At 66.2% G+C, this 4,916-nt stretch carries 5 protein-coding genes; 1 reads left to right on the forward strand and 4 read right to left on the reverse strand.

Annotation, left to right across the window (positions count from 1 at the left end):
• The 4 genes from VV867_RS30665 to VV867_RS30680 all read right to left on the reverse strand — a co-directional run.
• Window positions 1-1,475, reverse strand: a 1,475-nt coding sequence (locus tag VV867_RS30665) for a methyl-accepting chemotaxis protein (protein ID WP_328568412.1), incomplete at its 3' end; no start/stop codon positions are given.
• 89 nt (window positions 1,476-1,564) lie between these two features.
• Window positions 1,565-2,041 carry a prepilin peptidase gene (locus VV867_RS30670; RefSeq protein WP_109932308.1) on the reverse strand — a complete coding sequence of 159 codons (477 nt, stop codon included), beginning with the start codon at window positions 2,039-2,041 and terminating at the stop codon, window positions 1,565-1,567.
• A gap of 10 nt (window positions 2,042-2,051) precedes the next feature.
• Window positions 2,052-3,521: an inorganic phosphate transporter gene (locus tag VV867_RS30675; protein WP_328568413.1), complete on the reverse strand. Its 1,470-nt coding sequence runs from the start codon at window positions 3,519-3,521 to the stop codon at window positions 2,052-2,054.
• Between the two features lie 163 nt (window positions 3,522-3,684).
• Window positions 3,685-3,909: a hypothetical protein gene (locus tag VV867_RS30680; protein ID WP_109932304.1), complete on the reverse strand. Its 225-nt coding sequence runs from the start codon at window positions 3,907-3,909 to the stop codon at window positions 3,685-3,687.
• A gap of 176 nt (window positions 3,910-4,085) precedes the next feature.
• Here VV867_RS30680 and VV867_RS30685 point away from each other — a divergent pair, with 176 nt between their 5' ends.
• Window positions 4,086-4,388: a PsiF family protein gene (locus VV867_RS30685; protein WP_328568414.1), complete on the forward strand. Its 303-nt coding sequence runs from the start codon at window positions 4,086-4,088 to the stop codon at window positions 4,386-4,388.
• The last annotated feature ends 528 nt before the right edge of the window (window positions 4,389-4,916 follow it).

Here is a 4,916-nt window from a genome sequence, read left to right on the forward strand (position 1 = left end):
GCCTCGCCGGCGCGGGCGGCCTCGATGGCGGCGTTGAGCGCCAGCAGGTTGGTCTGCTCGGAGATGCCCTTGATGACTTCGAGAATCTGCCCGATGTTCACCGTGCGGCTGTTCAGCGCCTCGATGTGGGTGCTGGCGTAGCTGATCTTCTCCGACAGCAGGTTCATCGCGGCGATGCTCTGTTCCACCACCTGGCGGCCATCGCCGGCCTGGTGGCTGGCGTCGCTGGCGTGGTGCGAGGCGTCGGCGGCGTTGCGGGCGATTTCCTGGGCGGCGGCGCCCAGCTCGTTGATCGCCGCGGCCACGCTGTTGGTGCGGGTGGCCTGCTCGTCGGAATTGGCCATGGAGGAGTTGGAGGCGTTGACCACCAGTTGCGACACGTCATGCAGCTGGCGCGCGGTGCCGGCCACCTCGCGGATGGATTCGTGGATGCGCTCGACGAAGCGGTTGAAGGCCTCGGCCAGCATGCCGAACTCGTCGCGGCTGTCGACCTTCAGGCGCTTGGTCAGGTCGCCCTCGCCCTGGGCGATGTCCTGCATGGCGCGGCCCATGGCGGTGAGCGGCTGCATCAGCACGCGGATGAGCATGCCGAGCAGGAAGATGATGGCGACGATGGCCACCAGGGTGGCGATGATGGCCGAGGTGCGGAAGTCGCTGAGCATGGCGTAGGCGGCGCTCTTGTCCAGTACCAGGGCGACGTACCAGGACACGCCCGGCAGGCCCTCGACGCGGGTCATGGAGACCAGCTGGGTGCGGCCGTCGACGTCGACCTCCTGGACCCCCGGGCGGACCTGCGGCGCGCCGTGCGGGTAGATTTCCGCGAGGTTCTTGAACACCTTGCCGGCATCCGGGTGCAGCAGGACCTTGCCGGCGTCGCTGACCAGGAAGGCGTAGCCGTCGCCGTCGAACTTCAGCGAGTTGAGGATGGCGGTGATGGTCTCCAGCTTCATGTCGCCGGCGGCCACGCCGAGCAGCTGGCCGTTGCGCATGACCGGCACCGACATGGCGAGGATCTGCTCCTTGGTGCCGGCGTCGAGGAAGGGCTCGGTGACGATCAGCCGGCCGGCGGCCACGGCGTCCTTGTACCAGCCGCGCTGGCGCGGGTCGTAGCCGTCGGGCATGGGCGAGTAGGGGCGCATGGTGAAGACGCCGCTGGCGGCCTCGCCCAGGTACACCGATTCGAAGTTGCGCTGCAGCACCTGCTGCTCCAGCACGTGCTGGATGCGCTCGGCGGTCGGCTCGCCGTCGGCCAGTTGCGCGGCCTCCATCTCCACCAGGTGGATGCGGCCTTCCAGCCAGCTCTGGATGTTGCTGGCGGTGAGGCTGCCGATCTCGCGCAGGGAGGTCTCGGTGTCCTCCTGGATGGCGCGGCTCTGGCGGAAGTCGTTGAAGAGGATGAAGCAGGCGAAGGCGAAGATCACCACGAGGGAGGCTGCCAGAAGGATCTTCTTGGCGAAGGACAGCGAGCGAAGCATGGGTAGAGCATCCTGCGGGAACGACGGAGTGGGCAGGCTGTATCGGCGGCGCTGGGCGGAACTTTAGCCGGCGGCGCGGATGATTGGCGTCAGAGGAATGACAGTTGCAGCAGGTAGCCGCAGAAGATCGAGAAGATGAAGGGAAAGGACTTCGAGCGGCTCAGGTCGAAGGGTTTCAGGCAGCTTTCGAAGGCCTTCGGCAGCCGTTGCGACTCAAGGGAAAGCTTGCTCGCCAGCATCAACGCCACCGTCACCAGGCAGGCCAGGGCCAGGCCGTAGAGCAGGCTGTAGGGATCGCTGGCCAGGCCCAGCGCGGCGAGCAGCTTGACGTCCGCGGCGCCCAGCTTGCCCAGCAGGTAGCCGGGCAGGCTCAGCAGCAGGCCCAGGCCGGCCGCGGCGAGGGCGGCGGCAGGGGCGTGCTGGGTCAGGCTGTGGCCGGTGAGGAGCAACTGGCCGGCGGCCATGGCCAGGCCGCCGAGGGTGAGCAGGTTGTCCACCTGGCGGCGGCGCAGGTCCTGGACGGCACAGGCGGCCAGCCAGGCGCACAGCGCCAGTGTCGTCAGCATCCCCTGGCTGTCAGTAGAAGCGCGACGCCAGCCAGAACATGCCGGCGGCCAGGGCCATGGACGTGGGCAGGGTGAGGATCCAGGCCATCAGGATGTTGCGCACGGTGCCGCCCTGCAGGCCGCTGCGGTTGGCGACCATGGTGCCGGCCACGCCGGAGGACAGCACGTGGGTGGTGGACACCGGCAGGCTGTAGAGGTTGGCCATGCCGATCGCCGCGGTGGCGGTGAGCTGGGCGCTGATGCCCTGGGCATAGGTCATGCCCTGCTTGCCGATCTTCTCGCCGACGGTGAGCACCACGCGCTTCCAGCCGACCATGGTGCCCACGCCCAGGGCCAGGGCCACCGCGATGATCACCCAGAAGGGCGCGTATTCGGTGGTGCTGGTCAGGTCCTTGCGCAGCTTCTCCAGGTCGGCCTTCTCGCGCGCCGGCAGGCTGTCGAGCTTGCCGACCTTCTTCGCGGTGTCGTCCAGGCACAGCAGGTAGCGGCGCACCTGCACGCGGCTGTCGGCGGACAGTTCGTTGTAGCTGGAGATGCCCTTGATGTCGCTCAGCAGGCCCTTGAGGGTGGACTCGGTCTGCTTCGGCTCGCAGCGGTACAGCTCGGGCATCTCGCCGTCGGCGCCCTTGCCCAGGGCCAGCATGTCGCCGAGCACGTCGGTGTGGCGCTGGTAGAACTGGTTCAGGTGGATGGCGGCGTCGCGGGTGCGTTCGATCTGGTAGGTGGTGCTGTTGAGGTCGAGGACGAACTTGGCCGGGACGATGCCGATCAGCACCAGCATGATCAGGCCGATGCCCTTCTGGCCGTCGTTGGAGCCGTGGACGAAGCTCACGGTCATGGCCGAGAGCACCAGCACCAGGCGGTTCCAGAACGGCGGGTGTTTCTTCTCGTCGACCTCGCGGCGGGTTTCCGGGGTCTTGTGCATCTTCGACAGCGGGTACATCCACTTCAGTCCGATCAGCACCAGGGCGGCGACGAAGAAGCCGGCCAGCGGCGAGAAGATCAGCGACATGGCGATGTCGATCGCCTTCTGCCAGTTCACCCCGTCGGCCAGCGGCACGCCGGTGATCACCGCATTGGCCAGGCCCACGCCGAGGATCGAGCCGATCAGGGTGTGCGAGCTGGAGGCGGGGATGCCGAAGTACCAGGTGCCCAGGTTCCAGGCGATGGCCGCGGCCAGCAGGGAGAACACCATGGCCAGGCCGTGGCCGCTGTTGACGTTGATCAGCAGTTCGACCGGCAACAGATGGACGATGGCATAGGCCACGCCGACGCCACCGAGCAGCACGCCGAGGAAGTTGAAGATGCCGGAGAGAATGACCGCGCGGTAGGGCGACATGGCTTTGGTGTAGATCACCGTGGCCACCGCGTTGGCGGTGTCATGGAAGCCGTTGATGAACTCGAAGGCCAGGACGAAGCCCAGCGCCAGCACCAGGCTGATGCCTACCCAGAGGTCGAGTCCGCTGAAGAGATCGAACATGAAGTTTCTGTGACCGGTCGGTGACGGGGCGGCGATTATGCCAGAAGCGATAGGATGTCGTCTGAAACCTGAAGCGATTCTCGGAATCTCGCGACACCCGGTCGCACGGGGCTTGCAGCGCTGCGGGCAATGCGCTGCAACGTTTTCGCGGGGCCGCCGCCGCTCAGGTCGCGTCCTGTTCGGCCTGGCGTTGTTGCGCCTTCTGCAGGTCGCTCTGCATCTTCTCCAGTTCCCGGTCGAAGGCCTTGTCCTGCACGGACGGGCGCTTGCGCCAGGGCTTCTTGTCGGGGTCGGGCTGGGCGGCGTAGAGGGTGACCTCGCCGCCGTAGACATCCTTGTAACGCTGTTCCTGGCGCTCCAGTTCGGCGCGCAGTTCGTCTTTCGTCACCTGTGTTCCTGATGGCGTGTGGCTGATGGATGGGGATATGCGGGAAAAGCATAGCAGGCGCGATTATAACCGCTGCCGGGGCGCTGTCAGCCGGGTAGCGCGCGCGGAGGTGGGCTCGCACAAATGTAACAGCAGGCTACGCTCAGGAAGCGATCATCATTCGAGGAGACCGCTCCATGATCAAGCTCCGCCTTCCCCTGCTGCTGTGCGCCCTGTTGTTCTCGGTGCAGGGTTTCGCCGCCAACACCGCCCAGCAGGAAAAGATGAAGACCTGCAACGCCGACGCCACCGCCAAGGCGCTCAAGGGCGACGAGCGCAAGTCCTTCATGAGCAACTGCCTGAAGGCCGGCGGCGGCGACACCGGCAAGAAACTCACCCCGCAGCAGGAGAAGATGGCCCAGTGCAACAAGGACGCCTCGGCCAAGGCGCTCAAGGGCGACGAGCGCAAGACGTTCATGAGCGGTTGTTTGAAGAAATAGCCCGGGGCGGCCCCATGGGTTTCGCAGGCTCAACCCATTCTACGACAGCGTTTTCCTACCCCCGTAGGAGCGGACCTTGTCCGCGATTTGGCGGATAACGCCGTAGGCGTTATGCGCCCTACGGGGAGCCCGGGAGCTTCGGGGTTCCGCACCAGACCGAACGGTCCCCTCTCCCGCTTGCGGGGGAGGGTTAGGGAGGGGGAGCGGAGTCAAGGTTTGGCAGAGGTGCCAGAGCGAAGTCCGTCCCCTCTCCCCAACCCTCGCCTACGCGGCCCGCCCTGAAGGGAGAGGGGGCCGTTCGGCGTGGGCGGATAACGCAGAGTCAGCCGGCAAACTCGTAGGGCGAATAACCGTTCGCGGTTATCCGCCGTTAGCCCAAACACCGATGCCCGACGACGATGGCGGATAACGCCGTAGGCGTTATGCGCCCTACGGGTTTCCAGAGAAATATCCGAGCGCACCGGAACGCCCCTTCAGAAGGCCGAGCGAAACCGGCGCTCAGGAGGTCATGCGACATGGATGTCGCGA

The sequence above is a fragment of the Pseudomonas sp. JH-2 genome, assembly GCF_036231725.1.
GTDB lineage: Bacteria > Pseudomonadota > Gammaproteobacteria > Pseudomonadales > Pseudomonadaceae > Pseudomonas > Pseudomonas delhiensis.

What these genes read in the sequence shown, in the direction of transcription:
- VV867_RS30670 (WP_109932308.1), bottom strand. Translation starts at nt 2,041, where the DNA reads ATGCTGACGACACTGGCGCTGTGCGCCTGGCTGGCCGCCTGTGCCGTC.
- VV867_RS30675 (WP_328568413.1), bottom strand. Translation starts at nt 3,521, where the DNA reads ATGTTCGATCTCTTCAGCGGACTCGACCTCTGGGTAGGCATCAGCCTG.
- VV867_RS30685 (WP_328568414.1), top strand. Translation starts at nt 4,086, where the DNA reads ATGATCAAGCTCCGCCTTCCCCTGCTGCTGTGCGCCCTGTTGTTCTCG.